Raw genomic sequence first — 26,140 nt, forward strand, 5'->3', positions numbered from 1 at the left:
GCTGATATGTGGCCTGGGGTAAAGAGAACATGCACTTGCGCGCGTTTGCCTGGGGCGACCACACCATTCCCATCAATAGTGCTGCTACAGAAAGACCAGCCATCGCCTTTGCCAGCCGCTTCGAGCTCACTGTTCGCATGCTTGATTCCTCGATCACGCGCGGGATGCGCGTGGCCAAGGTATCCCGAAGGCATGAGCCTGTTTCGCGTCCTACCGTCGGCACGTTCACCGCTTACATCGATCGTCTCCGCGAGCTCGCCATACTCCGCAAAACCGACACTCCGACCTCTCAACCCCTTCCTCAGTAAACTCCCTCGCCTGACGGCAGCCAGCAGCGACGGCGCGCACGATGGATGCACCTAGATGGGAGAACCCCTTATGCGCATTGGTCCGCAGACCCTGATCTCGCTGAATCAAGCCAGGTATTCCCCCGGGCGCGTTACCTCAACGGCGTCGTGGGAAGTGGAAGGCGTCGAGCGACGGCGGTACCTGGACACGGCGATTTCCCGGTTTTCGCTCGAAACGCTCGACCTCATGAAAGGCCTGGACCTGAGCAAGGTGAAGCCCCAGCAGTTAAGGAACATTGCTTCGCAACTGTACTTCGATGGCCAGATAAGTCGCGGTATCGTAAGCGACCTGTACAGCCTGGGGTCCGACGAACCGGGAGACCGTGAGTTCGATGCTTTGGAAAAATTGCAGCTATCGGTCGAGCGCGCGCGCTGGGCTCCTCACGATCGCTTCTACCACGACAGTCTGCAGGCATACCGCGAGAGCCTCGAGGCAGCCAGCGGGTTGCGCGACATCATCGATTACCTGCGTTCCGGTCGTGCCCTCGATGTGACTGCATGAGCGGACAGGATGGCGGAGCGAAATCGTGCCAGACTTCGTCCATGAGTGCCTTGGCCCCCTCCACCGCTCCCGCCTGGCCCGCATGGCCTGACTACGCCCTCGTGGAAGACCTCCTGCCGTCGTTGCGGGAGTTCGCCCAGCGCGGACGCGTGGCGCTGGCGACCCTGGTGACCGTGGACGGGCCGTCGCCCCGGCCGGTCGGGAGTGAGATGGCGATCGCGGCCGATGGGGCCGTGGCGGGTTACGTATCGGGCGGCTGCGTGGAGGCCGCCGTGGCGAGCGAGGCTGCGCTTGTGCTCGCCGAGGGCCGGCCGCGCCTGCTGGATTACGGCGTGGGCAGCGAGGTGCTCGACATCCAGCTCAGCTGCGGCGGGCGCATCGGCATTTTCGTGCGGGAAGTGCGCGAACCGTCCGCTTACGTTCATGCGCTGGGCATGGCACGGCGGGAACGGCGCACGGTGACCTCGCTCGTCGATGCCACCACGGGCGACTGGCGCATCGAGAAAGGCGTGCGGAACGGCAACGGAAATAATTACGCGATCGTCCATCGCCCGCCGTTGCGTCTGGTCGTGGCAGGAGGCGATCCGGTGACGCTTGCCGTGGCGCGGCTGGCCCCACTGCTGGGCATGGAAGTCGTGCTGCTGCGGCCGCATGGACCGGCCTCGCCGCCGCCTGACGTGACCCTGGCCGCCTACGATCCGCGATCGCTGCCGGTGGCGCTGGCCGACCTCGCGCTGGACGAGCATACGGCGGTTTATTCCCTGAGCCACGACGCCGAAGTGGACCACGCGGTCGCCGCGCACGCGCTCGCGTCGCCCGCCTTCGCCGTGGGCGTGCTCGGCAGCCGGAACAAGATTGGCGCGCGCATGCAGCGGCTGCGCGAACAGGGCCTGGGCGAGGACGCGCTTCAGCGCCTGCAACTGCCCGCGGGCCTGCCCATCGGCGCACAGACGCCGCACGGCATTGCTCTCTCCATCCTCGCCCAGGTCTGTCAGCGCGACCGCGCGCGCCAGGCATGAAGCTGCACCACGACGCGGTCATCCTCGCTGCTGGCGGCAGCCGGCGGCTCGGCCGACCGAAGCAATTGCTCACCCGCGATGATGAAACCCTCGTCGCGCGCGTGACGCGACTGGTACTGGCGACGAGACCCGAGCGGACGATCGTCGTCGTGGGGGCGCACGGGAACGAAGTGACTGCGGCGCTGGATGGTTTCTCGGTGCAGATCGTGGTCAACGAACTCTGGCCCACCGGCATGGCATCCAGCCTGCGCATGGCCGCGGGCGCGCTGGCAGGACGGGAGCGGCCGACGCTGGTCACCGTGATCGACCAGCCTGCCCTGGAAGCAAGCCACCTGGCTGAGCTGATCGCGGCCCACCAGGACGACCGGGATACTGTCACCGCCTATCGCGAGGCCTGGGGCGTCCCCGCCATCCTTCGCCCATCCACCCTGTCGCGCGCCATGGAGCTGGAAGGCGATACGGGTTTTCGCAGGCTCTGGAGCGACATGGAGCTGCGCCGGGTACGTGCCGACGAGTTGGGCGACGATCTGGACGACGAGACCGACCTGCGCCGCGCCATGGCCGCCGGTCTGGTCGACCCCTAGGCACGGAAGTCGCGGCCCCTTCTCACCTGCAAGAAAACCCGGCCAAGCGCGGTCATACTCCAGGTCGGTCGCCTGGGAGGTCCCATGTCCACCACCCGCCTCGTCTATCGCCACCGCTGGCCCGTGCGGGTGATGCACTGGATCAACGTGGTGTGCCTTTTCGTCCTGCTCGGCAGTGGCCTGCAGATTTTCAACGCGCATCCCGCGCTGTACTGGGGAGAGCGCTCGGATCCCGGCAAGGCGGTACTTGCGCTGGAAGGGGGCATGGACGCGCAGGGCAACCCCAGGGGCACCACGCGTATCGGCAGCCATGCCTTCGACACCACCGGCGTTCTCGGCGCGTCGAAGTCGAACGGTGAATGGACGGCCCGCGGGTTTCCTTCGTGGGCAACCATTCCGGGCCCCCAATGGCTCGCGATGGGCCGGCGCTGGCATTTCTTCTTTGCCTGGCTGTTCGTCGCCAACGGCATCGCTTACGTGGGCTGGTCACTGTCCAGCCGCCACCTTTCCAGGGATCTCGTACCTACGCGCGGCGACTGGCGCGGCGTCGGCCGATCCATCGTCGACCACCTGCGTTTCCGCCACCCCCAGGGAAATGAGGCGGCACGCTACAACGTGCTCCAGCGTCTCGCCTACCTGGTTGCCATCTTCGTCTTCGGCGGCGGCATCGTGCTGATGGGCATCGCCATGTCGCCCCGCATGGATGCCGTGCTGCACTGGCTGCTCGACCTCGTGGGCGGCCGGCAATCGGCCCGGACGATCCATTTCATCATCGCCACCGCCTTCGTCGCCTTCATCCTGGTCCATGTGTTCGAAGTGCTGGTGAGCGGCCCCCTCAACCAGCTGCGCGGCATGATCACCGGCTGGTACCGGATCGACGAGGACAAGGAGGAGACCCGCCATGAGTGACCGCCGCCGCTTCCTGCGCAAGACTTTGCTGGCCCTCGGGGGCGCGGCACTCGCGGGCTGCGACCGCATTTCCGGGAGCGATACCGGCGCGAAGGTGCTCGAGTCCGCCGAGGCGGTCACGCGGCGCGTCCAGCGTTTCCTCTCGCCGTCGCGTGCCCTGGCGAAGGAATACACGGAAGCCGACATATCCGCCGTGTTCAGGCCCAACGGCAGCACCATGCCAGATACCCCGCTGTACCAGGCGCTGCTGCGCAGCGGCTTTGCCGATTACCGGCTGGAGGTCAGCGGCCTGGTGGAGCGGCCGGTACGCATCTCGCTGGACGAATTGAAGGCTCTGGGAGCGCGAACGCAGATCACCCGCCACGACTGCGTGGAGGGCTGGAGCGCCATCGGCAAATGGACGGGCACGCCTCTCGCGGCACTGCTGGACCATGTGGGAGTGAGGGACGGCGCCCGCTACGTCGTCTTCCACTGCTTCGACAACTACGAGGAAGACACTCCGTACTACGAAAGCATCGACATGGACGAGGCCCGGCACCCGCAGACGCTGCTTGCCTATGCCCTCAACGGCCAGACGCTACCCGTCGCCAATGGCGCGCCGCTGCGGCTGCGCGTGGAGCGGCAGCTGGGTTACAAGCACGCCAAATACCTTCGCGGGATCGAAGTCGTGGCCAGTTTCGCCGACATCGGCGAGGGCAACGGCGGGTACTGGGAGGACAACGGATACGAGTGGTACGCGGGCATCTGATGCCTTTTTTCCGCAATGCGTCACACGAACCCTGAAAAAAAGGGTCCGAAATGCGAAAAATCTTCGCCGACCCTATTTTCAGCGGACGAAAGCAACGCTAGAGTGAGTCGCCCGCTGGGCATCGGCCGGTAAGGCCGCCTCATTCGATCAAAGTGACAAGGATAACCATGGCCAAGACCACCAAATCGGCGGCGAAGAAGGCTGCCAAGGCTCCCGCCAAGGCTACGAAGGCGCCTGCCGCCCTCAAGCCCATCAAGGATCCGCTGTCGAAGTCCTCGCTCGTCTCGCACATCGTCGAGCAGAGCGGCGTGGACAGCAAGAGCGTGAAGGCCGTCCTGGCCTCGCTCGAAGGCGCGATCTCCGCATCGGTTCACAAGAAGGGCGCCGGCACGTTCACGCTGCCCGGCCTGCTCAAGATCACCTCGGTCGCCGTCGCCGCCAAGCCGAAGCGCAAGGGCAAGGACCCGTTCACGGGCGAAGAGCGCTGGTTCGCCGCCAAGCCCGCTTCGGTCAAGGTCAAGGTCCGTCCGCTGAAGAAGCTGAAGGACGCCGCCGCCTGATCCATCGCGGTGGCATAGCCACCGCGATCAGGAAGTCGACGAAACCCCCGCCGTGAGGCGGGGGTTTTTTTGTTGTAGGAGCGCGCAGGCGCGCTCCTACTTGACTACACCTGTCGTCAGGCGCATCCTGCCTACACCTGTAGTCAGGAGGGGCGGCATGAGCAAGAAGACGATCGGCGACCAGGAACTGGCACTCCTGCAATACATCGAGGAAGCGCCGAAGAGTTCCGTGGCCGAGGTATGCGCAGGCTACGGCGAGGCGCGCGGGCTGGCGCGATCTACCGTGCTCACCATGATGGAAAGACTGCGCGCCAAGGGTTACCTCACCCGGCGCAAGATCGACAACAGCTTCCGCTACAGCGCCACCAACGGCGCCGCCGAGGTGATGACCGGCGCCGTGGCCCGCTTCGTCGAAAAGACCTTGCAAGGTTCGGTCTCGCCCTTCGTCGCATGGATGTCCGAGCGTGGACAGGTGAGCGACGAAGAACTGAAGGAGCTCGAGGCACTGGTAGGCACGCTCCAGTCGCGGCGCAAGGGGCGCTGACATGGACGCCTTCTTCGATACGCTCTTGTCCCGCCTGGCCTACGCATCCCTGCAGGCTGTCCTGCTGGCCGCCATCGTCTACGCTGCCTGCCGCCTCATGCCCGCGTTGTCCGCTGCCGCGCGCAGCACGCTGTGGTGGTTGCTCGGCGCGCAGCTCGTTCTCGGTCTCGCCTGTCCCACGCCGGTCGCTCTTCCGTTGCTGCCGGCAGCCGCCGCGCCGGCGCGCGTTGCCGTCGAGGATTTCGCTTTCGCCGCTGTCGACGCCGACAAACTGGCGGCCGCCGCGGAGCCCGCCGCGATCCTCTCCTGGACTTCGCTGCTGCTCGCGCTGTGGGCCGCCGCCATCGTCTTCCAGCTCGGCATCGGCGCCGTGCGCGGGTTTCGCCTCGCGGGCATCGTCCGTCGCGCGATGCCGCATGACGACATCCGTGTCGACACGCTCTGCGCGCGCCGCGCGCGAGAACTCGGCCTGCGCCGCTCGCCCCGTCTTGCCGTCTCTGCCGAGGTCGACTCCCCACAGGTGATCGGCCTCTGGCGGCCTGTCATCCTGCTGCCACTGGACGACCGGCTCGACGACGAGGAGCTCGACATGGCGCTGATGCACGAGCTGGCGCATGTGCGCCGCGGCGACCTCGTCCTCGGATGGGTGCCGGTACTCGCGCGGACGCTGTTTTTCTTCCATCCCCTCGTTCACCTCGCTATGCGCGAATACGCGCTGTGCCGCGAGGCCGCATGCGATGCCCTGGTGGTGTCGCGCGGCCGCCAGGCCCCGCGGACGTATGGACGTCTGTTGCTCCGCCTCGGCGTGGCGCCGCATCCGCACCATGCGCTGCCCGGCGCATCGCCCACCTTCCGTACCCTGAAAAGGAGGATCGACATGCTCGGCCATGCCAGCGAAGCGCCATCGCGCGTGCTTACCTACGGACTCATCGCGCTCATCGCCGCCATCGGCGTCACGCCGTGGCGCGTCGTCGCCGCGGATGGCGCGCAGGACCGGCCTGTCGCAGCGGCGGAACCCGCGGCGGCAGCTGCACCCGCTCCGGCTCCCCGGCTCTCGCCCGCTCCGATGCCGCCCACCCCGCGCCTGTCGCCGGCGCCGTTGCCTCCGATGCCACCCTTACCGGCAGCGCCGGCGGCCCCTGCACCGCCAGCTGCGCCACCCGCACCACCTGTGCCGGAACTCGGCGGGCCTGGCCATGGCCCGTCCGACCAGACGTTCATCTTCTTCAGCGATGCCGTCACCCGCGTCGTGAACGCCAGCGACGAAGACATCCGCCGCGCGCGGGCCGAACGGACCGGGCCCGGCGATTACGCGTGGTTTCGCGACGGCAGCCACGCCTGGGTACTGAAGAATCCGGCCTATGTGAAGCGCATCCGTGAAGCCTTCGACCGCAGCCGGATACCCATCGACAACGCGCAGGCCGACGCGGAAAAACAGGCCGGGATCGATCGCCGCCAGGCCGCCTTCAACGAGCAGATGGCGCGGCTTTCGATGAAGCAGGCCGAACTGGTTTCCCGGCAGTCAGATCCCAGCCGCTCGCCCGATCCGGTGGCATACGCCGCGGGCCACGAGGCCATCGGGCGGGAGCAGGCAGAACTGGCGAAAGATATCGCCGAACTCGACAAGCGACGCGCTGCTCTCGGACAGGAACATGTGGCCGCTTCCCGTCGCGCGGAGGAAGCCTCGCGGAGGGCCAACGCCGAGGTGCAGGCGATCGTCACCGAAGCCGTCCGCGACCACGCGGTGGAGGCAGCACGCTGAAGCCCATCCGGTAATCGCTTCGACGGCGCAGCGTGCCTGCGGTATCGTGAGAGGAATGCACGCTACCGGAGGCACCATGCAACTCGATTCGGGCACGCTCATCGAAGCGAAGGCCCTGCTCTTCGACATGGACGGCACGCTCGTCGATTCGCGCGCGGTGGTCGAAAAGATCTGGAAGCGCTGGAGCGCGGAAAACGGCCTCGACTGGCACTACATACTTCCGCGCCTGCACGGCGTGCGCCTGCTCGATTCGGTGAAGATGTTTGCGAAACCGGGCATGGATGTCGAAGCGGTGTACGAACGCCTCTATCGCGAGGAACTGGAAGACGTCGAGGGCATCGTCCCGATTCCCGGCGCACCACGCCTTCTCGCCAGCCTGCCGCGCGAGAGCTGGACCATCGTGACATCAGCCGACAGGCCGCTGGCCGAAGCGCGTCTTCGCGCGACAGGCATCGTTCCCCCACCCAGGATGGTCACAGGCGAAATGGTGCTCAACGGCAAGCCCGCTCCGGATGCTTATCTGCTGGGCGCCCGGCACATGGACGCGGCGCCGGCCGATTGTGTCGTGTTCGAGGACGCGAAGGCAGGCATCGATGCGGGTCTGGCCGCCGGCGCTCGAGTCATCGCCATAGCGGGCGATCATCCGGGCGAAGTGCCTGCGAATGTCGAATGGGTGAAGGATCTGACGAAGCTGCGGTTCGACGGGAGCCAGGGCGGCAAAGTGCGTCTGGTCGTTCAGTAGACGTCGCGGCGGTAGCGGCCGGTGGCGGCGAGATCGTTGACCGTGCCGTCGCCCAGTACGGCACGCAACGCCGCATCCACGCCCGGGGCCATGCCGGCGAGACTGCCGCACACGTACACGCTGGCGCCGTCTTCCACGAAGCGGCGCAGTTCGTCCGCCGACACGCGCAGCTTGTCCTGCACGTAACGCGCGGCGCGTCCTTCGCGCGACCAGACCAGGTCCAGGCGCTCGATGCCGCCACCGTCATGCCAGCGCTCCAGTTCGTCCACGTGCAGGCGGTCCACGGCCGCATGACGTTCGCCGAAAATGAGCCAGTTGCGCAGGTGACCGCACGCCATCCGTGCCTTGAGCAGGGCACGCAAGCCGGCGATGCCCGTGCCGTTGCCGATCAGCAGGAGCGGCCGGCTGTCGGGCGGCGCGTGGAAACCGGCATTGCGGCGCACGCGCAGTTCGATGATGTCGCCGGGCTGCGCATGCTCGGTCAGCCAGCCGGAGCCAAGACCCAACACGCCGTTCGCATCACGCATCTGCCGCACGACGAGGTGCAGGGCGCCGTCCCCGGGCAAGGATGCGATGGAGTACTCACGGTGCGGCAGCATCGCGGTATCGCCGCGGCCGCGGCGCGGCCCGACCTCGGCGATATCGCCGGCATCCCAGGCGAGATGCGCGGCGTCTTCCGGTACCAACGCCACGTGGTAGCACGGGCCGCCTGCGCTGCCTGGGTTGAGGAGGTGCCGCTCGATGAGACGCCATGACTGATAGGCCGGGCGCGTCCAGTCCGCCATGCCGGCGTCGCCGGCGAGGTGCATCACGTGGTGCTGCCAGTGGCGCAGGCTGCCCGCATCGCCATTGTCCACGTCGACACGGTCGAACAACGGCGTGGCACCGCTGACCCGCAGCCACTCGTCGAGTTCGCGGCCGAAGGCACAGAACTCCTCGTAATCGCGATCGCCGAGGGCGAGCACGCCGTAGGCCAGGCCGTGCAGCGCGGCCGGCGCATTCATGGCTTTCCGGCGGAATCCGGTAGCGGCATCCGGTGCGTCGCCCTCCCCCGTCGTGCTCACGATGAACAGGATGCGCGACGCCTTCGCGAGTGCATCCGGCGCGAGCCGGTCGATGGCGAGCACGTCGACGGCCCGGCCGCCTGCACGCAGCGCCTCTGCCGTCCGCCCGGCAAGTTCGGTGGCGAAGCCCGTCTGCGATGCATGGACGACGAGCATGCCGCCGGTAGCGTCCATGTCCTTCCTGCCGCCACGCCGCGCGGAAAACACCGCGAAGGCGGCCCAGGCAAGAAGGAGGCCGCCAGCAGTGGCGAGACGTGGCAGGTCCGCGAGGATCACGGCGTCAGGAGTGCCTTGAAGGCAGGCGACATGCGCTCCTCGAAACGGCCGTCCTCGCCATGGAGAATGAAGAGCACGGCGAGGCCATGATGCGTGGCGTAAGCCATGCCGTCCTCTGGACCGAGCACCGTCATGGTGGTGCCCAGCGGATCGGCGTGCATGCAGTCATTCGCGACGACGCTCACCGAAGCGACGCGATGGGCCACGGGGTAACCCGTGCGCGGGTCGATGTGATGCGAGAAGAACCTGCCGCCGCTTACGAAGTAATGGCGGTAATCGCCGGAGGTGGCGATGGCCTTGTCCTCGAGGGAGAGGATGCGGCCCACTTCATCGGGGTTGTCGATGGCGCCGGCGGCGGCGCCGGGCCGTTCGATACCGACATGCCAGGGCGAGCCGTCTGGCTTGTGGCCATGGGCACGAAGTTCGCCGCCGACTTCGACGAGGTAGGACCGGATGCCGGAGCGGTCGAGGAAGCGCGCCACCTGGTCGACGCCGAAACCCTTCGCCACGGCTGAAAGGTCCACATGGACGCCGCCGGGCTGATAGGCGCGACGGTTCGTGACATCGAGGCGAATCTTCTGCCAGCCGACGCGCTTCCTTGCTTCGGCGATGGCGGCTGCTTCGGGCGGATCGTGCTCCCGCCTGCCCGGCCCGAAGCCCCACAGGTTGACCAGAGGACCTACCGTGGGGTCGTATGCACCGCCGGAATCCTTCGCCACCGAGAGCGCGTAGCTCAGCACCGTGAAGAACTCCGGCGGCAACGTCTGCCAGGTACCCGCCGGCGCACGGTTGAAGCGGCTGAGGTCGGAGTCGTCGTCATACGTGCTCATCTGCGCGACCACCCGGTCGACCTCGGCCTGGATGCCGCGACGGATGACACGGTCGTCCGCCCCATCGGGCAATACGGCGTTCACCGACCACGTCGTGCCCATCGTCTCGCCTTCGAAGCGGCGCACGTCCTTGCCCACGACCGCGAACGGGATCAGCAGACAGGCGACGACGACGATGCAGGAGCGTGTCACGCGCATGCCTGCTTACTGCGGCAGCACTTCCAGCGTCGCCGTATAGGCGAGCCGGCGGCGCATGGCTTCCTTCACCGAAGTGCGTTCGTCCTCCGTGCTGGCGTTCACCCAATACATGCCGGCCGTGGGCCAGGTGAATGCGAAGTTGCCGTCCTTGTCGGTGGTGGCCTGCATCTCGTCCTGCGTGTTGCGGTAGCGCGTCGCGCCGTTGATCGCGACGACCTTCAAGTTCGGCGCGGGCTTGCCGTCGAGCAGCAGTCTGAAGGTGGCCTTCTCGCCGGCCACGAGGTCGTTGGGCTGGCTGACGGGCACCAGCTCCAGGCCCTTGCCGGTGGGCTTGAGCGCGCCCTGGCTCGGCGAGCCCTGGGTGACGAAGGTCTCGACGCGCGAGGCCATCTCGCTCACCTGCACGTTCTTCGCGTTTGCAGGTATTGCCTCCTTGAAGTCGGCCGCCTTGCCGCGCCAGCGCTTCTTCTGGCCGTCCACCTCGTAATTCGCAAACAGTCCCAGGTTCACCAGGGCGAGGCGGTACGTGCCCTTCTGCGGCACGGCGAGATCGAAGGTGCTGCGGTACTTGCCCGTGGCGGCGTTCTCCGGCTTCACGCTGGAGCCGTCGGGCGCGGTGATCACGAGCTGGTCGAGCTGGGCCGGGAAGTGGTCGGGGTAGTACAGGTCGTTGGACACCGCGGCGTCCACCGTCACCCAGGCATCGTCGCCGGAGACCACGGTGGCCGACGGCAGCATCCACATCTTGTGCGCCTGCGCGGCGAGCGGCAGGAGGAGGGCCGCGCACAGGGCGGCGCGGACGAATGCGTGCTTCATCGGGAGGACTCCATTCAAGGGTTGAGGTCGAGATCGATCCGGCCGAGTTCTTCGGTGCCCTGCGCGGACAGGTGCACCGGTGCCTTCGCGGGCCAGTCGAACGGGATGCGCTGGGCTTCGCGGCCGCCGACTTCGCGCGCGACCTCGATCACGAGGTCGTAGTGGCCCGGCGCGAGCGTACCGAGCGGCGGCTTGCCATCGGTAAAACGCAGGCGGTGCTGGCCCGCGGGGCGCGTGGCGCCGGAGACGCCGTCGATGGGCATGCTCTGCTCGCGCCCGCTGCGCCGCCACCACTGGCGCATGTCCTTGAGCCACTTGGTGCCTTCGCCGTCGCCCTTCTTCATCTCGTACCAGACAGCGAGGTTGGCGGCGACGCCATGGTCCTCGCGCTCGACCCACACGGCCACGTAGGGACGGTGATACTCGGCGACCTTGAGTGCCGGGATCTCAACGGTGATGTTCATGTCGGCCGCGGCCGCCGGCGCGGCGCATGCGAGGCAGAAAGCGAGGGGCAGGATCCGGCGCATGGTGTTCCTTCAGTGGATGAAGACGAGGGCGATGACGGCCGGCAGCACGAAACCCAGGGCGACCATAGGCCAGGTCATGCCGCGCTGGGCGGCATGCATCTTGAGCAGGACCAGGCCCGTCGCGGCGAAGAGCAGGCAGGCCAGTGCGAACGCGTCGATGAACCAGCCCCACACGGGCCCGGTGTTGCGCCCTTTGTGCAGGTCGTTGAAATAGGCGAGCCAGCCTCGGTCGGTGACTTCGTACTGCACCTCACCCGTCTGGCGGTCGATGCCGACCCAGCCGTCGCCGCCGGGACGCGGCAGCGAGACGTACACCTCGTCCTCGCTCCAATCGGCGGCACGGCCGTCGATCCGCGCACCGGTTTCGGCGAGGACGTATGCGGCGACTGCCGCGGGCACGGGGACCGGCGTCCTGCCCGGATCGGTGAGCTGACGCAGCAACGGCGGCGGCAGGGCGGCCGTGTGCTGCGATGTGCGCGGCGCGGCTTCGATGCCAGCCGCATGGTTGAGGGTGAACCCCGTGACCGAGAACAACAGCAACACGACCAGCGATACGGCGGAGCTGATCCAGTGCCATCGGTGCAGGTGTTTAAGCCAGAACGCGCGGCGTTGCCGGTCGACGGTGTCGCGCATGTGTCGGAGAACCCTGAAGTAAGTCGGTCCGGCAAGGTTAAATCAAATGCGAATCGTTCGCAATTGCCTGTCCGGGAAAGCGGCGCGAAAGCCTGCCGCGACAGGATGCGCGGGTCCGTTCCCGGAGCGTATCCTTGGCCCTCATGCGCATCCTCCTTGCTGAAGACGATGCCGCCATCGGCGCGGCAGTACGAGCCTCGCTCGAACAGGGCGGCCACGCCGTCGACCATGTCACCGACGGCGCCAGCGCCGACCATGCACTGCGCGACCACGACTACGACCTGCTCGTGCTCGACCTCGGCCTGCCCTTGCTGGACGGCAGCGACGTACTCTCCCGCGCGCGCAAGCGTGGGGCGGGACTTCCGGTGCTGGTAATCACCGCGCGCGAAGGCCTGAAAGAGCGCGTGCGCGTGCTCGACCTCGGCGCCGACGACTACCTCGTGAAGCCCTTCGCGCTGGCGGAATTCGACGCCCGCGTGCGCGCCCTGCTTCGCCGCCGCACGAGCCAGGGCACGCCGGAGTTCCGCATCGGCCGGTTGCGCCTGGACATCCCCGGTCATCGCGCCTGGATCGGCGATACGGCGCTGGATCTCACCGCGCGCGAGTTCGGCCTCGTCGAGGCGCTGGCCATCCGTGCCGACAAGGTCACCAGCCGCGCACAGCTCGTCGAAGCGCTGTGCAACTGGGACGAGGACCTGACCGACAACGGCCTCGACATCGCCCTGCACCGGCTGCGCAAGAAACTCCATGGCTCGGGCACCAACGTGCGCACCATCCGCGGCCTGGGCTACCTGCTCGAAGAATCCGCGGATGCCTGAACGCCGCCGGGGTGCGCCGCGGCGGCCTGCGCGTCCCAGCTTGCGGCGGCGCCTGCTTACTTTCCTGCTCGTTCCGGTGCTGGGCGTCCTGCTCCTCGACGCCGTCATCGGCTACTTCGTGGCGCTGGCGTATTCCAACCGCGTGCACGATGCATCGCTTTCCGACAACGCGCTCACGCTCTCGGAGATGATCGGCAGCGACGCACTGCACGGCGAACTGAGCGAGCAGGCCCGCTTCCTCCTCGAGTACGACCCCAACGGCCGCAATTACTACACGGTGACCAGCGCCCGCCACGGCACGCTGATCAGCAACGCAATGCTCGACGGCCCCCAGGTCGCCGTCGACGCACCGCCTTGGCTCTACGACACCGCGCTGGGTCATCGCGCACTGCGCGCGGCCACCATGCGCGTGCCGAACCGGCACGATCCGGACGACGTGCTCACGATCACGGTGGCGGAAAACCTGCGCGACCGCCACGCACGCGCCCGCGAAATCCTGCTGCTCACGCTGCCGATGCAGGCGTTGCTGATCGTGGCGGTGCTTTTCCTCGTCTGGCTCGGCGTCAGCCATGGCCTGGGCGTGCTGGAACCGCTGACTTCGCGCCTGGCCCGCCGCGAGCACGACCTCGGCCCCATCGGCGAGGAAGACGTGCCGGTGGAAATCCTTCCGCTCACCCGCACCATCGACGATCTTTTCGCCCGCATGCGCAACATGCTCGGGCTGCAGGAGCGCTTCATCGCCGACGCCGCACACCAGCTGCGCACGCCGCTGGCGGGGATCCGGCTCCACGTGGAGCGGCTGGCCGACACGACCGATCCTGACCAGCGCGCCGACGCGATGGCACACGTGCAGCGGCTTGCCGCGCGTGCAGCGCGCACCTCGGCGCAGCTCCTCGCCCTCACCCGCACGCAGTCGCCGGACCTGCCCGACCGCGACGGCATGGCCGCAATCGATCTCGCGTCGGTGATTCCGGAAGCGGTCGCGATGCGCGTGCACCAGGCCCTGGCCCTGGGCGTGGACCTGGGTTACGAAGGGGTCGACGCGCCCTGCGTCATCCGTGGCGACGCCTTGCAGGTGCAGGAAGCGATCGACAACCTGGTGGACAACGCCTTCCACTACGCGGGACGCGGCCATGCCGTGACGGTTTCCCTTTCCTGCGGTGAGAACGACGTGTTGCTGGCCGTGGAGGACGACGGCCCCGGAGTGGACGACGCGTTCCTCGGCCAGCTCGGCGAGCGGTTCTTCCGCGTACCGGGCGTAGACGAGGACGGAACGGGCCTGGGCCTCGCCATCGTCGAGAGCATTGCCGAGCGGCACGGCGCCCGGGTGGCCTTCCTGCACGCCGCCTCAGGCGGGCTCCGCGTCGAACTGCATTTTCCTGCGATGGCGCCTCCCGCTTAGGAAAGGCCTATGAAACTGGCGCTCGGCACCATGCCCTCATCGCAAGGTCGACGATGGAGTTTGGCAGTGGGCAGGTCGCCGGCATTCCGGTTCGAAGGCGGGCGCGACGGGGTCCTGCTGGTGCATGGCCTCGGCCGTACCCCGGAGGAGATGCGCCTGCTAGGCAAGGGCCTGAACCGCGCCGGCTTCACCGTGGTGGGCGTGCAGCTCGCCGGTCACGGCGGCGACGAGGACGAACTCCTGGCGACGCGTTGGGAAGACTGGTATGCCAGCGTCGAGGCCGCGGCGGACGAATTGCGCGGACAGGTGGACCGGGTCTTCGTGGCCGGATCGTCGATGGGGTCCCTGCTCGCCCTGCGCCTTGCCGCGGTGCGCCCCGGTTGGGTGGCGGGCGTCGGCGTCTACGGCGCGACGTTCCGCTACGACGGCTGGTCCGCCGGATGGGCCACGCGCATCGCCTTCCTGCTGCCGCTGTTCAAGCGGCTGGGCATCGGGCGCCATCGCCGCTTCCTGCAATGGCCGCCGCAAGGCTTTCGCGATGAACGCCTGCGCGAGCAGTTCGGCCGGGGCATGTCCTCGGCGCCCGGCGAATCCCCCGACCGTGCCGGCGATCCATGGCATGCGTTGGCGGAAACGGTGAGGCTCGCCCGCGACGTGCGCCGGCGACTGGCCGCCGTATCGGCACCGTGCTTCATAGCGCACGCCCTCGACGACGAAGTCGCCAGCACCGGCAACGCCGACCTCGTCGCCCGGCATGTGCGCGGGCCCGTCGAGATGCTGCTCCTTGCCGACAGCTACCACATGATCACGATCGACCGCGAACGGCGCATGCTGATCGAGCGCAGCGCGGACTTCTTCGACCGGGTAGCCCGCGAGGCGCGCGGCGCACGCGTCGCGGCCTGAGGCTCAGGCCTTGCCTTGCTCGACCAGCGTCAGCGCCACCTTGTCGCGCAGGTACACAGGCAGGGCCAGTTCCGGCGCCACCGCCCCGCCGTCGCGGAAGCGGCGCGCGGCGATTTCGGCGACGTGCCTGGCTTGCGGGTAGCGCGCCCCGTCCGATGAGCGCAGGGGGGCGTGGATACGCTCGCGCAGAACCCGCTCGTAGGTGGCCCAGCCGGTACCGACCACGTGCCACGCCACGGCCTCGGGCATCTCCAGCGCCGCGGCCGTGTCCACGCGTTCGCGGTCGATGAGGGTGAGGCTGCCGTCGCCCTCGCGGCGCCACGCGGCTACGTAGATCTCGCCCATGCGGGCGTCGATGACCGAGAGGATCGAGGCGTCGTCTTCAGGTGCCTCCAGCGCCAGCGCTTCCAGCGAAGAGACGGTGACGACCGGGATATCCAAGGCCATCGCCATGCCCTGCGCGAGCGAGACGCCGAGGCGCACGCCTGTGAACGCACCCGGACCGCGTCCGACCGCGATGCCGTCGAGCGCCTGGCGCTTCAGGCCTGCTTCGGCCAACAGTTCGTCGGCCATCGGCAGCACCAGCTCGGCGTGGCGGCGTGGCGCCACTTCGCTGCGCTCGATCACCTGGTCGCCGTGGACGAGGGCGACCGAGCAGGCTTCCGTGGAGGTTTCGATGGCGAGGAAGTTCATGGCGTATCCGGCATGGGGGGCGGCGCGGCCTGCGCGTACCAATCGATCCGGCGAGTGAGGAACATCAGCACGCCGAGGACCGTGACGAGCACCACCGATCCGATCAGCAGCGCGTACTGCTCGGCGCCGATCAGGCCATACAGTATGGCGTAAACCAGGGCGAGGACGCCGCCCAGCGCCATTCCCGCCTTCCGCGCGCGCAAGGCGGCCATGGCATAGCCGCTGACGATGAACACCACGGTCGCCGCCGCCACGGCGTAAGCGGCGCCGAAACCGATCTGCTCCGACAAGGCCAGCAGGAGCACGTAGAAACTCGTCATGGCCGCGCCGACCAGGAGGTATTGCACCGGGTGAAGGCGCAGGCCCTTCAGCACCTCGAAGAGGAAGAAGGCGACGAAGGTCAACGCGATGAACAGCAGCCCGTATTTTCCCGCGCGGTCGTTCTGCTGGTACACGCCGCCCGGCTGGTACAGCTTCACGCCGAAGGCCGATGCGACAAGCCGCCCGGAAACGTCCGCATCGCCCGCGTCCCAGTGCTGGCCGTACGTGCGGTTGAGGTCGAGCACCTGCCAGGAGGCATCGAAGCCTTGCGCGCCGATGCTGCGCTTCCCCGGCAGCAGCGCGCCGGTGAAACTCGGATCGGGCCAGGGGGCGCGCATGCGCACGCTGTTCGTGCGCGCAAGCGGCAACACGGAGAACGATTCGGTGCCGGCGATGCGCAAGGTCACCGCGAAGTCGAGCGGCGTCTGTCGATCCAGGTCGAACGCCACCGGCGTCGCGAGGACCGTGTAAGGGCCCATCCGCGCGGCGGAAGAGGAGAGCTTCGCGGTGTGCCCGTCGACGGTAAGTGCGGTGATGGCCTGGAGGCCGCGCGTATCCGCGATCAACAGGCGAAGCTCCGCCTTGCCGGGAGACCACGTGGCCCCGCTGTCCGCCGCGAAATGGCGGAGGTCTTCGGGAAGGAAACGCCCGCGCAGCGTCACCTCGCCCGTGTAGGCGGGAACTTCGTACATGCCGGCATGGCGACGTTCGACGGAAAGGTCGGCCACGGTGTTCAACTCATCTGCCAGCACGATCTCCGTGCCATCGCGGACGCTGACCACCTTGCCGTCGCTGCCGCGCAGCTCTTGCCGGATGGGAACGCCCAGCACGAAGCCACCGATGGTCTGCGGCCCGCCCCAGCCTTCGGCGACCCGGACGGAAGCGGCCTCGCGCATGGCCTGCCGTTCGCGCACGAGACCGTCGGCCTGCGACAAGGGAATGAGCATGATGAGCGCAAGCATGCCGATACCGAGCACTTTCGCGGTGATGGATTGCATCCAGCGGAACATGGGCTTCCTCGTCGGCTCCTGTGGTTCCTGAATGATCCTCCGAAGAAGGGCCACGGGCGTGGTCCGTTTCTGGCCCGGCACGGGCAAGCGCTGGCGAAACGCGGTGCCGTGCCGCCAGGCCACAGTGAGACTGTTCTCATGACGCGCTCCGGCGTTCCGTGGAGCATGCGGTCACCACCCCATCGAGGACAGCCCGATGTTTCCCGTCCAGCTAGCGATGCCCCTGGCACTCATGGTCGGTGCGGCCATCGCCGCCACGACCACTCCCTCGCGCAGCGAAGCCGAACACCTGACGTCGCACCACCACCGGACCTGCCCGCACCGGCCAGGGGCTTGCGCATGCTGCGCGTCCCGGCCGCACCGGACGCCGCCCTGCCCCGGCGCCGCGACAGCGAAGCCGGCCGGGGTTACCGCTGCAAAAAGGGACTGCGCGTGCGGGCAGCGGCCGGCCGGGGAGCTAGGGCCGCTCTAGGAACACCCTAGGACGCGAAGAAGTCCACTACGTCGCCCAGTTCGCGCGTGCGCGGCATCGGCGGCAGGCTGGCGAGGAACAGGCGTCCGTAGCCCTTCGTGCTCAGGCGCGGGTCGCACAGCACCAGCACGCCGCGGTCGTGCACGTCGCGGATCAGCCGGCCCGCGCCCTGCTTCAGGGCGATCACCGCGGTGGGTACCTGCCAGCCCATGAAGGGATTGATGCCGGCTTCCTCCAGCGCTTCCAGGCGAGCCTGCAACACCGGATCGTCGGGCATCGCGAAGGGCAGCTTGTCGATCACGACCACGCTCAGCGCGTCGCCCGAGACATCCACGCCCTCCCAGAAGCTCGCGGCGCCCAGCAGCACGCCGCGGCCGCTGGCGCGGAAAGCCTCGAGCAGGCGATGCCGCGGCGCGGTGCCCTGCACGAACAACGGCCAGGGCACACGACCTTCCAGCAACTCCGCGGCACGCCGCAATGCACGATGCGAGGTGAACAAGAGGAAGGCACGGCCATCCGACGCATCGAGTACGGGGCGGATCGCGGCAATGACGAGGTCGGTGTAGTCCTTTGCGGTAGGTTCCGGAAGGTCCTTGGGCAGGTAGGCCAGCGCCTGGCGCCGGTAATCGAAGGGGCTTTCCACATGCAGCGTGTGCGGATCTTCGAGGCCCAGCTGGCGCGAGAAATGCCCGAAATCGCCGGCGATCGACAAGGTCGCGGAGGTATGGATCCAGGCCGCATCGGTGGACATGCGCATCGCGCGCAGCGGCGATGCGAGGTCCAGCGGCGTGGCGTGCAGCGCGAACCCGCGCGGCCAGGTCTCGTACCAGCGCACGTCGCTAGCGGAATGCTCCTCGGCGATCCGGTCGAGCCGCAGGCTGAGCATCTGTGCCCGTTCGAAGACGTTGGCCAGCCCGCGCGAACGTTCGCCCAGGGCGCCCAGCAGGTCGGACAACGCGGCCATCACGTCGCGCAACTCGCCGAGCAGGCCGCGCACGTCCGCATCGCGATCGAGCGCGCCGAACGGCCCGCGCGCCGGCAACGGATCCATGGCGAGGCGCAGGCGCTTCACCAGGTTCTGGATGACTTCGACGGGCTCGAGCAGCTGGCTCATCGCGCCGGTGACGCCCTGCGCCTCGGCCAGCGCGTCCTGGCCGAGGTCGACGATCTGCCGCGAACTGACGCTCTGCGAGAAGAACTGCCCGGCCAGTTCGGGAATCTGGTGCGCCTCGTCGAGGATGAAGGCGTCGGCGCCGGGAAGGATTTCACCGAAGCCTTCCTGCTTCAGCGCCAGGTCGGCCATCAGCAGGTGGTGGTTCACCACGACGAGGTCGGCTTCCATGGCCTCACGGCGCGCCTTGACCACGTGGCAATCCTCGAAGAACGGGCATTCCGAACCCAGGCAGTTTTCCGGCGTGGAGGTTACCCGCGGCCAGACCGGTGAATCCTCCGGGATATCCACCATTTCCATGCGGTCGCCGCGCCGCGTGCGCGCCGACCAGGCGCGGATGGCGGAAAGCTGCGAGACGAGCTGGCGGTCGGGATTGCCCTCGCGCACGGCCTGGTCCAGGCGGTAGAGGCAGAGGTAGTTGGCCCGGCCCTTCAGCAGGCTGAGCCGCGCACGGCTGCCCAGTACCGAGTGCACGCGCGGCAGGTCGCGGAAGAACAGCTGGTCCTGCAAGGCCTTGGTCCCCGTGGACACGATGACCTTGCGGCCCGACAGCAGGGCCGGCACGAGGTAGGCAAAGGTCTTGCCAGTGCCCGTGCCAGCCTCGGCGACCAGCACATCGCGGTCCGCGATGGCGGTGGCCACGGCCGAGGCCATGCGCTGCTGGGCCTCGCGGGGCGCGAAACCCGGCACTTCGCGGGCGAAAGGGCCTTCCGCGCCGAGGATCGCGGCCGCTTCGAGTTCAGTCATCCGCCAAGTATCGCCTACAATGACGGTCTTTACGCCCTGAGCCCACGCATGGACAAGAGTTTCGAGCCCAGCCAGATCGAGTCGAAGTGGTACGCCCACTGGGAGTCCAACGGCTACTTCAAGCCGTCGGGCAAGGGCACGCCCTACACGATCATGCTGCCGCCGCCCAATGTCACGGGCACGCTGCACATGGGCCATGGATTCCAGCACACCATCATGGACACGCTGGTCCGCTACCACCGCATGTGCGGATTCGACACGCTGTGGCAGCTCGGCACGGATCACGCCGGCATCGCCACCGAAATGGTGGTCACCCGCCAGCTCAACGCCGAGGGCAAGCAGCGTTCGGATTTCGACCGCGAGTCGTTCATCGCGCGCGTGTGGGAGTGGAAGAAGGAGTCCGGCGGCACCATCGGCCGGCAGATGCGCCGCCTCGGCGTCTCCGGCGACTGGAGCCGGGAAGTCTTCACCATGGACGAAGGCCCCTCGAAGGCCGTCGTCGAGACCTTCGTGCGCCTGCACGAGGAAGGCCTCATCTACCGCGGCCAGAAGCTGGTGAACTGGGATCCCGTGCTGAAGACGGCCATTTCCGACCTCGAGGTGGTCAGCGAGGAGGAAGACGGTTCGCTCTGGTCGATCCGTTACCCGCTGGCCGACGGTTCGGGCGAACTCGTCGTCGCCACCACGCGTCCGGAAACCATGCTGGGCGACGTGGCCGTGGCCGTGCACCCCGAAGACGAACGCTATGCGCATCTCGTCGGACGCATGCTGAAGCTGCCGCTGTCCGAGCGCGAGATCCCGATCATCGCGGACGACTACGTCGAGAAGGACTTCGGCACGGGCTGCGTGAAGATCACCCCCGCGCACGATTTCAACGACTACGCCATCGGCCAGCGCCACGGCCTGCCGATGATCAACATCCTCACCGACGACGCGAAGATCAACGACGCGGCGCCGGCGAAGTATCGCGGCATGGACCGCTACGTCGCGCGCAAGGCCGTGCTCGCCGATCTCGAGGCCGGGGACCTGCTGGTCGAGACGAAGAAGCATAAGCTGCAGGTGCCGCGCGGCGACCGCACCGGGCAGGTGATCGAGCCCTACCTCACGTGGCAGTGGTTCGTGAAGATGGAAACCCTCGCGGCACGCGGCCTGGAGCTGGTCGAGCAGGGCCGGGTGAAGTTCGTGCCCGAGAACTGGATCAACACTTACCGTCACTGGCTGGGCAACATCCAGGACTGGTGCATCAGCCGCCAGCTCACCTGGGGCCACCAGATTCCGGCGTGGTACACCGACGCCGGCGCGCTGGTCGTCGCGCGCGACGAGGCGGAGGCCGAGGCCAAGGCCGCCGCGCAGGGCTACACGGGTGCGTTGCGCCGCGACGCCGATGTGCTCGAAACCTGGTTCTCGTCCGCCATCTGGAGCCATTCCACCCTCGGCTGGCCCGATCCCAAGGCCCAGGCGGAGCGCGGCTTCGACCGCTACCTGCCGACCAACGTGCTGGTCACCGGCTTCGACATCATCTTCTTCTGGGTTGCCCGGATGATCATGATGACAGAGCACTTCACCGGCGAAGTGCCGTTCAAGGACGTTTATGTCACGGGCCTCATCCGCGACAAGGATGGCCAGAAGATGTCCAAGTCGAAGGGCAACGTGCTCGATCCGCTCGACATCGTGGACGGCATCGGCCTCGAGGCCCTGGTGGACAAGCGCACGCGTGGCCTGATGCAGCCGAAGATGGCCGAGAAGATCGAGAAGGCCACACGGAAGGAATTCCCCGAAGGCATTCCGGCCTTCGGTGCCGATGCGCTGCGCTTCACCTTCGCCTCGCTGGCCACGCATGGTCGCGACATCAAGTTCGACCTCGAGCGCTGCGGCGGCTACAAGGCCTTCGTCAACAAGCTCTGGAACGCTTCGCGCTTCGTGCTGATGAATCTTGGCGACGGCGTGGTGGCACCGGCGAAACCGTCGACCGAAGCGGAGCGCTGGATCCTCACCCGCCTCGGCCAGACCCTCGACACGGTGAAGGAACAGCTCGCGCTGTATCGCTTCGACCTCGCCTCGCAGGCGCTGTACGAGTTCACCTGGAACGAGTTCTGCGACTGGTTCCTGGAACTGTCGAAGCCGGCGCTCAGCGGCGGCGATGCGGCCGCCGTGGCATCCACGCGCTACACGCTGGTGCACGTGCTCGAGACGCTGCTGCGCGCGCTGCATCCGCTGATTCCGTTCGTGACCGAGGAGATCTGGCAGCACGTGCGCCCGCTGCTCGGCATCGAAGGCGACACGATCATGCTGCGCTCCTACCCCCAGGCTTCCGAGATCGCGGCCGACGACGCTGCCACCGCGGAAATCGAGTGGGTGAAGGACGTGCTTACCGGCGTGCGCCGCATCCGCGCCGAAATGAACATAGCGCCGGGCAAGGTCATTCCGCTCCTGTTCGCCGACGGCGACGACGCCGATCGCGCGCGCGCCACGAAGTTCGCCGCGCAGATCGTCTTCCTCGGCCGCGTGGAACCGCCGTCGTGGGTTGCCGGTGAGGAACCCGCCGCTGCGGTCGCCGTGGTCGGCGGGATGCGCGTGCTGATCCCTCTGGAAGGCCTCATCGACGTAGGCGCAGAGAAGGCGCGCCTGGCGAAAGAGATCGCGCGGGTCGAGAACGAGATCCGCAAGTGCGAGGCCAAGCTGGGCAATGCGAACTTCGTGGCCAACGCGCCGGCCGAGGTGGTGGAGCAAGAGCGTCAGCGCATTGCCGACTGGACGCGCCAGGCCGATGCGATGAGGGAACAGGCCAGAAAGCTCGGTTGAGGCATCCTCAGGCCGGCGCGAGCTTTTCGATCCGCTCCAGGTGTGCCGCGACCAGCGCCGCGGCGCGCCGCGGATCGCCATCCCCGCAGGCAATGGCCGCGTTGTTCCTGCCATAGGGAGCGTAACGCGCGGGGTCGGTCCGGCCGAAGAGGCCTACCGTCGTCGCGGATGTCGCCGCGGCCAGGTGCATCACCCCGCAGTCCGCGCTGACGTAGGTGCCGGCTGCGTCGACGAACGCCGCGAGCTTGCGCGGGTCGCTCGTGTAGTACGTGGGGTATGCGCCGCCAAGCCGCGAAAGACCGTCGACGGAAACGATCTCCACGATACGCCTCTCGCCATGCCGCGCGACGAGTTCCCGGGTGAACTCGGACCACCACTCCGGCGCGAGGCGCTTGGAGCCGGTGGCATTCGGAAAGATCGCCAGCACCGGCGGCGCATCCTCCCCGCTCTCGCCGAGGACGCGCGACAGCGCCTCGCGTCCGCTGCGGCGTTCGGCATCGCTCAGGCGCAGGTCCAGGGGCGGAACGGCCGCGTCGTCCTCGACACCGAGCGCCCAGCGCAATGCACGCACCGGTCGCGCCGCGAGATGCATGACTGCTTCGCCCTCCGGCCGCGAGTCCACGCGAAGCTGGAAGCGCGCCTTCACCATCGCGCTTGCGAAACGGCCCGAGGACGAAGCCGAGGCGGCATCGATCACGAGATCGTACCGGCGCGAGCGGAGCGTATGCAGGGCGACGAAGGTGGCCCATGGCCGCCGCGCCGCACGGCGGTCCAGCGTGACGCAGTCGCCAACGATGCCGAACCCGCGGAAGACCGAAGCTGCCGCCGGTCCCGCCGACAGCAGATCCACTTCCGCGCCGGGAAAGCGCCGCTCGATTTCCACCAGCAGCGGTGTCAGCAGCAACGTGTTACCGAGCCGGTGGTTGGGACGGCAGACGAGGATGCGCTGAATGCCGGACGCCGGCAGTGCGCCTGCGCCGACCAGGTTCTTCTGCGGTGCCAGCAGATGGCGGAGTAGCCATGCGGCGGCGCGCCTGCGCCAGGTGGCGGCGTTTCCATGCAGGGGTTCGCGGGAGTTAACGACGGAGGAAGCCGTGGAAAGCGATACGGGAGGCATGGATGGAACGCTCTTGGACGTGCCGCCAACGATGCCATTGCAAGCTTATGTCTTGCTGTCCGCAAGATGACGGTAAACCTACGGGCCGCTTAGCGTGTCCTTACGGTGGATACGATTGCAAATCGTTCTCATTAAATTTACGATAGCGATCCAGACGGGTCCCGTACCCGCGCAGGCCTCATGCCAGGGACAACAGGAGTTTTTCCCGCTCGCGCCACCGCCGAGGTGACGCGCGAAGGATGGCGCATGCGCGAACGAAGGCCGTTCCTTCATTCGTCCAGATCACACAAGGAATTGAAACCATGGCCTTCATCAAGAGCCGCAAACATGCCGCTCCCGCTGCGCGCACGGTAGGCGCCGCCGTCCTGCTCACCCTCGCCCACGGCGCCGCCGCCACCGACGTGCCGGTCGACGTCGCCGCGCCGCCGCAGCAGGCGCGGGTCAACGACGCGCAGGCGCTGCCCGGCATGAAGGTCGAGGCGGACCGCTCCAGCGATTACCGCGTGGACAAGGTCTCTTCGCCGAAATTCACCCAGTCCCTGCTCGACACCACGCAGACCATCCAGGTCATCGGCAAGGAACTGATCCAGCAGCAGGGCGCGACCACGCTCACCGAGGCACTGCGCAACAGCCCGGGCGTGGGTACGTTCTTCGTCGGCGAGAACGGCTCGACCAATACCGGCGATTCGATCTACATGCGCGGCTTCGACACGTCGGGCAGCATCTTCGTCGATGGCGTGCGCGACCTCGGCACCGTCTCGCGCGACGTGTTCAACATCGAACAGGTGGAAGTCACCAAGGGCCCCGACGGCACGGAATACGGCCGCACCGCGCCCACCGGCGCGGTGAACCTCGTGAGCAAGCAGCCCGTGCTCGGCAATGGCGTTTCCGGTTCCGTGCAGGTGGGCAGCGGCCAGCGCCGCCGCGCCACGGCCGACTGGAACCAGTCGATGGGTAACGACGCGGCCTTCCGCCTCAACGTCATGGGCCAGGAAAGCGGCGTGTACGGCCGCGACCAGGTGGAGACCAATCGCTGGGGCATCGCCCCTTCCCTGGCCTTCGGCCTGGGCACACCCACCCGCGTCTACCTCGACTACCTGCACATCAAGCAGAACAACGTGCCCGATGGCGGCGTGCCGACCATCGGCCTGCCCGGTTACAGCAGCCCGGACGGGCGCACGTTCCTCACCCGTGCACCCAAGGTCGATCCGGACAACTTCTACGGCACGACGCAGGACCACGACCATGTCACCCAGGACATGTTCACGGTGATCGTCGAGCACGACTTCAACGACGCGCTGGCATTGCACAACACGACGCGGTTCGGGCGTACCGCACAGGATTACCTGCTCACCTCGTTCATGGGCTCCGCAGCGAACCTGCTGACGCCGGACCCGGCCGATCCGTCCACCTGGACCATCGCGCGCAGCAATCCCACCTTCAAGCACCAGTCCAATCGCATCGCCACCAACCAGACCAACCTCACCGCCTCTTTCGGCAGCGGTCCCGTAACGCAGGACATCAGCACCGGCATCGAGCTGACCCAGGAACGTGCGCGTACGATCGGCATGGGCGCCCTCGGCGGCAGCACTTGGCCCGCCGCAAACCTCTATCGCCCCTACTCGAACGTGGGCGGCCTGCGTTATGGCGAAACCGGTGCAACCAGCCAGGGCAAGACCAACACGGCGGCGGCCTATTTCTTCGACACTGTGAAGTTTGGCGAGCACTGGCAGGTGAACGCAGGAGTGCGCCTCGACCATTACAAGACGGATTTCAGCAGCACCGTGGTGTGCGGCGGACGCGGCGCGCCGGTCTGCGGCCCCCTGCCCACCGGGAGCATCGTTCCCGGCGTCGATGCGACGAAGAGCGACAACCTGGTCAACTACAAGCTCGGCGTGCTGTACAAGCCAGCCGCCAACGGCAGCATCTACGCCAACTTCGCGCAGTCGCAGGAGCCGCCCGGCGGCAACACCCTGACGCTGTCCTCGTCGGCGAACAGCGCGGACAACCCCAACTTCGACGCGCAGAAGGCGCGCACTGCCGAAGTCGGCACGAAATGGGACCTCCTCGGCGAGAAGCTGCTCCTCACCGCGGCGCTCTACCGCACCACGGTCACCAACGAACTGGTGCAGGACCCGACCGACCTCCTCTACTACCAGATCGGCAAGAAGCGCGTGCAGGGCGTGGAGATCTCCGCGTTGGGCAAGCTCACCGACGACTGGGCGGTGAGTGCGGGCTTCACCACCATGGACGCCACCGTCGAGAGAGGCGCCGGCGTCACGGCAAGCGGTTCGGACGATCTCGCCTACACGCCGAAGCGCGCGTTCACCGCCTGGACCACCTACCACCTGCCGTTCGACCTCACGATCGGCGGGGGCGCGCGCTATTCCGGCGAACTGCAACGCGGAACCGACGGCGCGGTAGGTACGCCGGCCTATACGAAGGCCTATTGGGTGTTCGACGCGATGGCCAGTTACCCGCTCAACCGGCATGTCGACATCCAGCTCAACGTGTACAACCTGTTCGACAAACGGTACGTCGCGGCGATCAACAAGAGCGGATACCGCTACACTCCGGGCACACCCCGCTCGGCGATGCTGACCGCCAACGTCCGCTTCTGATC

23 protein-coding genes are annotated in these 26,140 nt (G+C 67.5%); 14 read left to right on the forward strand and 9 right to left on the reverse strand.

Annotated features, from left to right (window positions below):
• Nucleotides 1-378 precede the first annotated feature (378 nt).
• The 9 genes from ACR9ZH_RS13235 to ACR9ZH_RS13275 all read left to right on the forward strand — a co-directional run bounded on the left by ACR9ZH_RS13235 (nucleotide 379) and on the right by ACR9ZH_RS13275 (nucleotide 7,717).
• Entirely contained in the window at nucleotides 379-849 is a 471-nt protein-coding gene (locus tag ACR9ZH_RS13235) for a hypothetical protein (RefSeq protein WP_481291222.1), read from the forward strand.
• Nucleotides 850-890: 41 nt separating this feature from the next.
• Nucleotides 891-1,868 (forward strand): XdhC family protein, encoded by a 978-nt coding sequence (locus ACR9ZH_RS13240; RefSeq protein ID WP_481291223.1) that lies wholly within the window; start codon nucleotides 891-893, stop codon nucleotides 1,866-1,868.
• The gene (locus ACR9ZH_RS13245) at nucleotides 1,865-2,452 is read left to right on the forward strand and encodes a nucleotidyltransferase family protein (protein ID WP_481291224.1); all 588 of its coding nucleotides are present in this window, start codon (nucleotides 1,865-1,867) and stop codon (nucleotides 2,450-2,452) included. The genes ACR9ZH_RS13240 and ACR9ZH_RS13245 overlap by 4 nt, the downstream gene beginning before the upstream one ends.
• A gap of 84 nt (nucleotides 2,453-2,536) precedes the next feature.
• Nucleotides 2,537-3,361 (forward strand): cytochrome b/b6 domain-containing protein, encoded by an 825-nt coding sequence (locus ACR9ZH_RS13250; RefSeq protein ID WP_481291225.1) that lies wholly within the window; start codon nucleotides 2,537-2,539, stop codon nucleotides 3,359-3,361.
• Nucleotides 3,354-4,109 (forward strand): molybdopterin-binding protein, encoded by a 756-nt coding sequence (locus tag ACR9ZH_RS13255; RefSeq protein WP_481291226.1) that lies wholly within the window; start codon nucleotides 3,354-3,356, stop codon nucleotides 4,107-4,109. The genes ACR9ZH_RS13250 and ACR9ZH_RS13255 overlap by 8 nt, the downstream gene beginning before the upstream one ends.
• A gap of 167 nt (nucleotides 4,110-4,276) precedes the next feature.
• A complete protein-coding gene (locus ACR9ZH_RS13260; protein WP_413625629.1) occupies nucleotides 4,277-4,669 on the forward strand; it encodes an HU family DNA-binding protein in 393 nt (130 codons plus the stop codon).
• Between the two features lie 157 nt (nucleotides 4,670-4,826).
• Nucleotides 4,827-5,213 carry a BlaI/MecI/CopY family transcriptional regulator gene (locus ACR9ZH_RS13265; protein WP_481291227.1) on the forward strand — a complete coding sequence of 129 codons (387 nt, stop codon included), beginning with the start codon at nucleotides 4,827-4,829 and terminating at the stop codon, nucleotides 5,211-5,213.
• 1 nt (nucleotide 5,214) lies between these two features.
• Complete coding sequence (locus ACR9ZH_RS13270; RefSeq protein WP_481291228.1) at nucleotides 5,215-6,975, forward strand: M56 family metallopeptidase; 1,761 nt, start codon at nucleotides 5,215-5,217, stop codon at nucleotides 6,973-6,975.
• A gap of 76 nt (nucleotides 6,976-7,051) precedes the next feature.
• Nucleotides 7,052-7,717 carry an HAD-IA family hydrolase gene (locus ACR9ZH_RS13275; protein ID WP_481291229.1) on the forward strand — a complete coding sequence of 222 codons (666 nt, stop codon included), beginning with the start codon at nucleotides 7,052-7,054 and terminating at the stop codon, nucleotides 7,715-7,717.
• Here ACR9ZH_RS13275 and ACR9ZH_RS13280 read toward each other — a convergent pair.
• Genes ACR9ZH_RS13280 through ACR9ZH_RS13300 form a run of 5 tightly spaced genes read right to left on the reverse strand, consistent with a single transcriptional unit; the run spans nucleotide 7,711 to nucleotide 12,061 of the window.
• Nucleotides 7,711-9,057 (reverse strand): sulfite reductase subunit alpha, encoded by a 1,347-nt coding sequence (locus ACR9ZH_RS13280; RefSeq protein WP_481291230.1) that lies wholly within the window; start codon nucleotides 9,055-9,057, stop codon nucleotides 7,711-7,713. The genes ACR9ZH_RS13275 and ACR9ZH_RS13280 overlap by 7 nt on opposite strands.
• Nucleotides 9,054-10,040 carry an FAD:protein FMN transferase gene (locus ACR9ZH_RS13285; protein ID WP_481291259.1) on the reverse strand — a complete coding sequence of 329 codons (987 nt, stop codon included), beginning with the start codon at nucleotides 10,038-10,040 and terminating at the stop codon, nucleotides 9,054-9,056. The genes ACR9ZH_RS13280 and ACR9ZH_RS13285 overlap by 4 nt, the downstream gene beginning before the upstream one ends.
• Nucleotides 10,041-10,091: 51 nt before the next feature.
• Entirely contained in the window at nucleotides 10,092-10,901 is an 810-nt protein-coding gene (locus tag ACR9ZH_RS13290) for a DUF4198 domain-containing protein (protein WP_481291231.1), read from the reverse strand.
• Nucleotides 10,902-10,915: 14 nt separating this feature from the next.
• Nucleotides 10,916-11,428: a DUF2271 domain-containing protein gene (locus tag ACR9ZH_RS13295; protein ID WP_481291232.1), complete on the reverse strand. Its 513-nt coding sequence runs from the start codon at nucleotides 11,426-11,428 to the stop codon at nucleotides 10,916-10,918.
• Nucleotides 11,429-11,437: 9 nt separating this feature from the next.
• Entirely contained in the window at nucleotides 11,438-12,061 is a 624-nt protein-coding gene (locus ACR9ZH_RS13300) for a PepSY-associated TM helix domain-containing protein (RefSeq protein WP_481291233.1), read from the reverse strand.
• Nucleotides 12,062-12,204: 143 nt separating this feature from the next.
• On the opposite strand from ACR9ZH_RS13300, the gene ACR9ZH_RS13305 reads away from it, so the two are divergent.
• Genes ACR9ZH_RS13305 through ACR9ZH_RS13315 form a run of 3 tightly spaced genes read left to right on the forward strand, consistent with a single transcriptional unit; the run spans nucleotide 12,205 to nucleotide 15,184 of the window.
• On the forward strand, nucleotides 12,205-12,879 hold the full coding sequence (locus tag ACR9ZH_RS13305; RefSeq protein WP_481291260.1) for a response regulator: 675 nt from the start codon (nucleotides 12,205-12,207) through the stop codon (nucleotides 12,877-12,879).
• Nucleotides 12,872-14,281: a sensor histidine kinase N-terminal domain-containing protein gene (locus ACR9ZH_RS13310; protein ID WP_481291234.1), complete on the forward strand. Its 1,410-nt coding sequence runs from the start codon at nucleotides 12,872-12,874 to the stop codon at nucleotides 14,279-14,281. The genes ACR9ZH_RS13305 and ACR9ZH_RS13310 overlap by 8 nt, the downstream gene beginning before the upstream one ends.
• Nucleotides 14,282-14,311: 30 nt before the next feature.
• The gene (locus tag ACR9ZH_RS13315) at nucleotides 14,312-15,184 is read left to right on the forward strand and encodes an alpha/beta hydrolase (RefSeq protein ID WP_481291261.1); all 873 of its coding nucleotides are present in this window, start codon (nucleotides 14,312-14,314) and stop codon (nucleotides 15,182-15,184) included.
• A 3-nt stretch (nucleotides 15,185-15,187) separates the two neighbouring features.
• Here the strand turns inward: ACR9ZH_RS13315 and tsaB are convergent, their stop codons facing one another.
• The 3 genes from tsaB to yoaA form a co-directional block, all read right to left on the reverse strand.
• Nucleotides 15,188-15,877: a tRNA (adenosine(37)-N6)-threonylcarbamoyltransferase complex dimerization subunit type 1 TsaB gene (gene tsaB, locus ACR9ZH_RS13320; protein WP_481291235.1), complete on the reverse strand. Its 690-nt coding sequence runs from the start codon at nucleotides 15,875-15,877 to the stop codon at nucleotides 15,188-15,190.
• The gene (creD, locus tag ACR9ZH_RS13325; protein WP_481291236.1) at nucleotides 15,874-17,208 is read right to left on the reverse strand and encodes a cell envelope integrity protein CreD; all 1,335 of its coding nucleotides are present in this window, start codon (nucleotides 17,206-17,208) and stop codon (nucleotides 15,874-15,876) included. The genes tsaB and creD overlap by 4 nt, the downstream gene beginning before the upstream one ends.
• A 479-nt stretch (nucleotides 17,209-17,687) precedes the next feature.
• Nucleotides 17,688-19,598: a DNA repair helicase YoaA gene (gene yoaA, locus ACR9ZH_RS13330; RefSeq protein WP_481291237.1), complete on the reverse strand. Its 1,911-nt coding sequence runs from the start codon at nucleotides 19,596-19,598 to the stop codon at nucleotides 17,688-17,690.
• 48 nt (nucleotides 19,599-19,646) lie between these two features.
• Here yoaA and ACR9ZH_RS13335 point away from each other — a divergent pair, with 48 nt between their 5' ends.
• The gene (locus tag ACR9ZH_RS13335) at nucleotides 19,647-22,400 is read left to right on the forward strand and encodes a valine--tRNA ligase (protein WP_481291238.1); all 2,754 of its coding nucleotides are present in this window, start codon (nucleotides 19,647-19,649) and stop codon (nucleotides 22,398-22,400) included.
• A 7-nt stretch (nucleotides 22,401-22,407) separates the two neighbouring features.
• Here ACR9ZH_RS13335 and ACR9ZH_RS13340 read toward each other — a convergent pair whose 3' ends face one another.
• Nucleotides 22,408-23,517, reverse strand: a complete 1,110-nt coding sequence (locus tag ACR9ZH_RS13340; RefSeq protein ID WP_481291239.1) for a glycosyltransferase family 9 protein — start codon at nucleotides 23,515-23,517, stop codon at nucleotides 22,408-22,410.
• A gap of 302 nt (nucleotides 23,518-23,819) precedes the next feature.
• On the opposite strand from ACR9ZH_RS13340, the gene ACR9ZH_RS13345 reads away from it, so the two are divergent.
• Entirely contained in the window at nucleotides 23,820-26,138 is a 2,319-nt protein-coding gene (locus ACR9ZH_RS13345) for a catecholate siderophore receptor Fiu (RefSeq protein WP_481291240.1), read from the forward strand.
• Nucleotides 26,139-26,140: the final 2 nt, after the last annotated feature.

The sequence above is a fragment of the Luteibacter sp. SVR4-7G genome, assembly GCF_056755555.1.